The organism is Methanomassiliicoccales archaeon, assembly GCA_014361295.1.
Taxonomy (GTDB): domain Archaea; phylum Thermoplasmatota; class Thermoplasmata; order Methanomassiliicoccales; family JACIVX01; genus JACIVX01.
Genome location: JACIVX010000037.1, coordinates 1 through 3,781 on the forward strand (window position 1 = coordinate 1; position 3,781 = coordinate 3,781).

At 36.3% G+C, this 3,781-nt stretch carries 2 protein-coding genes; both read left to right on the top strand.

The annotated features are described in order from the left end of the window. On the top strand, positions 1–1,037 hold a 1,037-nt coding region (locus H5T41_10775; GenBank protein MBC7109242.1), incomplete at its 5' end, for a hypothetical protein. Between the two features lie 14 nt (positions 1,038–1,051). Next, positions 1,052–3,697 carry a PKD domain-containing protein gene (locus H5T41_10780; GenBank protein ID MBC7109243.1) on the top strand — a complete coding sequence of 882 codons (2,646 nt, stop codon included), beginning with the start codon at positions 1,052–1,054 and terminating at the stop codon, positions 3,695–3,697. Positions 3,698–3,781: the final 84 nt, after the last annotated feature.

A 3,781-nucleotide genomic window follows, 5' to 3' on the forward strand; every position in this document is an offset into this window, starting at 1 on the left:
GGCAACTATATGCAACATTCGATATTCCATATGAACAACGCCTTGATGTGCCAGATATAACCTTAAGCTTCAATGCACCAGAAGGAGGAGGATGGTATCGCTTCATAAGCATTGCCTATGATTGCTTGGGTAATGTGGAGACACCACCATATTATCACGGAACATATGATGCGGAATGCTTCGTTGCCCTTGATAGAGAGCCACCAGAAATAACAAAGGAATATGGAGAGCCAAACATTGAAATAGAACTTGATGGAGAAATAATTCATGCAATAACAAGCGACACAACAATATACCTGAATGCAACAGATATGCCAGAAGAAAACTATGTTGGACTTGATAAGATATACTGGAGCTTTGATGGAAGCTATTGGTATAGCTCAGAGAGTTTCAACGGAGCAAGATATGGAAGCATAAGCTTTACTCCATCTCAATTTGGATTACTCGAAGGCGAGGTATATCATCTCTTCTTCAAGGCAAGCGATATGCGCGGACAATTTAGCGATGAAGGCAAGCAGAAATTCATAATAGATAATAGCGCACCAACAACAAGCATTGAAATAGGAGATAACAGCACAATGCCATTTGATATAACCATAAATGCAGATGATGAAATTGCGGGAGTTAAATTAATCAAACTATACTTCAGATATAGCCCAGATGGCTCAACATGGACAAGCTGGCAGGAGTATGGAAGCTATGAAGGAAGCAGTTATACATTCAGCTTCATATACAAGCCAAGTGAATTCTGCTATTACAAGCCAGGTTACTATGAATTCTATGCATATGCAGAAGATAAGCTTGGAAATGCAAAGGGTGAGCCAACAGCTGAGGCAAGTTGCTATGTTCCACCAATAAAGGAAGACTTCAATGGAGATGGGCGAATAAATGTGCTCGACTTGTATTACATAATCACAAACTGGTTCAAGGATGAAAGCAGTCAAGATTGGGAAGAAGTAAGGATATATGATTTGGACAACAGCGGAAGGATAGATGCGGGAGATATATATCTATTAATACTAAAATGGACTGGTTAAAGAGGTGAAAGCAGATGACAAAGAAAAACATAAGAAAAGGGATAATTTTCTTCCTCTCTTTTATTCTTTTATTTTCAATTATTCCTGTTATTAATGCAGTAGGCGAGAATGCAGAAATGATAATTCAACCATCAAAGTCAGAAGTTGGATTTGGTGAAGAATTCACCGTTGATGTGGTAATAAATGCGGAAAATGTTTTAATCGCTCAATGCTCTGTTATTTTCGACCCAACACTCCTTGAAGCAGTAAATGTTAGCAACGGAAACATGTTTGAGACCTTTTTTATTGATCTTGTAAAAATAGATAATATAAATGGAACAATATATAATATCACAGGGTTTACTCTCCCGCCTGGCGTTTCCGGCGGCGTGTTTGCGACAATTACATTTAAAGCAAAGAATGCTGTTGGAAGTGCTTTTATAAATTTCCTTCCAGAAGTAGAGACATCAGCAGGTCCAGACAAATTATGTTATGTTTTGGTTAAGGATATTGGAAATGTTTCTCTTGCATTTACAAATGCAACTGTTGAAGTTAAAAATCCACCAGTGGAGATAAGCATTGAGCCAACTTATGAGATAACAAAAGATTTTGCAACTTTAAATATTTACTTTGATCCAAATGGAAATGAAGTTAGTGTTGTTGGATTTGAGTTGCATTTTAATCCAGAATATTTCAATGTTACTAGCGTGGAAGATGGTGGATTATTCAACACATTTACCGCCCCCATAGATAATGAGAATGGAACTGTTGGAATCTTTGCAATGCAAATTCCATTCCCGCCAGGAGTAACAACGCCTGGATTGCTTGCAAGCGTTGAGTTTGAAGCAAAAGCAACAGGAGTTAGTGATATTATCTTTAGAAATGTCAGCATAGCTCCAACTCTTTATTTCATAACTCAAAATGCGACACTTGAAGCAGATGTAACCCCGCCAGAAACAACATTGACAATTGGCACACCTTACTATTATGATGGAACAAATCACTGGATAAGCTCATCAACGCAGATAACTTTAAATGCAAATGATATTGGCTCAGGAGTAAAAGCAACATATTATAAGATTGATGATGGAGATTGGATTGAATACACTGCCCCATTTACAATTTCTGAAGAAGGAGAGCATACAATTTATTACTATAGCATTGATAATTTAGGAAACGAAGAAGAGACAAAATCAATAACTGTTAAAGTAGATAATAACCCACCAACTACAACGCTAATAATTGGAACACCTTACTACTATGATGGAACATACCACTGGATAAGTTCATCTACGCAAATAACTTTAAATGCAAATGATATTGGCTCAGGAGTAAATATACCATATTACAAGATTGATGATGGAGATTGGATTGAATACACTGCCCCATTTACAATTTCTGGAGAAGGAACACATATAATTTATTACTACAGCGTAGATAATTTAGGAAATATTGAAACAGCAAAATCAATGATTGTTAATGTTGATAATACTCCGCCAGTCACAACTCCTTCATTAAGTGGGTCAGTTGGCGATGCAGGCTGGTATAAGAGCAATGTAATTGTTAATTTAACATCAAGTGATACTGGCTCAAGAGTAAATAAAATATATTACAAGATTGGTGCTGGAAACTGGAGTGAATATACTGAGCCATTTACAGTTTCATCAGAAGGACAGACAACAATTTACTACTACAGCGTAGATAATTTAGGAAATGTAGAAGCAAATAAGAGCGTAACAATAAAAATAGATAAAACCGCTCCAACCGCAAGCCATTCCTTGGCTGGCACACTTGTTGAGGGAAAATATACAACAGATGTAACAATTTCATTTACTGCTTCAGATGCAATTTCAGGAGTTAAGGAAATAAGATATAAAGTAGATGGAACAAGTTATGTTATATCTGGCTCTCCTGGTAGTCATACTGTTTCATCTGAAGGAAGCCACACCGTTGAATACTATGCAGTAGATAATGCAGGCAATGCTTGCTCAACTACGACATTTTCATTTACAATTCAGAAGAATAAGCCACCTGTTGCAAACTTTACCTATAGTCCATTGCAACCATATGATACAGATACAATAACATTTGCAGACCGCTCAACAGATGAAGATGGAAGCATAGTTAATTGGACATGGGACTTTGGAGATGGAAACTTTTCTTATGCTCAAAACCCAACTCATAAATACGAAGATAATGGAACATATGTAGTTAAATTAACCGTAAAAGATAATTTGGGAGCAAATGCCTCAACTTCACAGATAATAGAAGTAAGGAACAAGCCACCGACAGCATTGATAACATATTCTCCAGATAAACCGAAACCAAAAGAGGATATTAACTTTACATCTCTCTCAACAGATGAAGATGGAAGCATAGTTAATTATACCTGGCAGTTTGGAGACGGAAATATAAGTTATGAGCAGAATCCAAAGCATGCATACGAAAAAGAGGGAACATATAATGTAACATTGATTGTAAAAGACAATGATGGCGCAACCGCAGAAAAAGTCATCCAGATAGAGATAAAAGCTGAAAAAGTGAATATATGGCTATATCTGATAATAATAGCAATCCTTATCATAATAGCAATAGCAGTCTTTGCAATCTGGAGGAGAAGAAGCAAGGGAGAAGAAAAGAAAACAGAGGAAAAGAAGGAAGAAAAGAAGCCAAAGAAATAATCCCCTCCTTCTCTTTTTATTTTGTGAAAATTTAAATAGAGTTTTATATTACATAATAAAAGGTGAAAAAAATGAAGAAGGAAA

Excerpts from the sequence above, each read along its gene's own strand:
- H5T41_10780 (MBC7109243.1), top strand. The coding sequence starts at position 1,052 with ATGACAAAGAAAAACATAAGAAAAGGGATAATTTTCTTCCTCTCTTTT.